Genomic DNA, 330 nt, shown 5'->3' with positions numbered 1-330 from the left:
TCGGAAAAGAAGGTGCAAGCAAGAACCACACCTACGCCATTCAACCCCTGGTGTTGAAATCGGCCAACGCCCAGGGAAAATCAGATTATGTTGACGGGCTGACACCAGATGTAAGTAAGAATGAAGATATTTCCAATCTTGGAATTTTAGGAGAACCCACTGAACCACTTCTAGAAGCCGCGCTCAATCACATCTTTGGAAGATCTCAAAAAGCACCTACTGCCCAGCAGAAGAGAGCCGAAGAAAACTTTAAGCGTGTAGGAGAAAGTGGAATGTTTGAACCGGGCTACCAAAAGATGTACCTGGATAAAGTTCCCGAAATTCTGAGAA

General features: G+C 45.2%; 1 pseudogene. It reads left to right on the top strand.

Going from position 1 to position 330, the window contains the following annotated elements:
* Nucleotides 1-330: pseudogene (locus HC176_RS18360) on the top strand (S41 family peptidase); the annotation flags it as partial.

The sequence above is a fragment of the Tamlana crocina genome (assembly GCF_012037625.1).
Note: the sequence above shows the minus strand (reverse complement) of the source record. Positions and strands in the feature narration are given on the sequence as shown.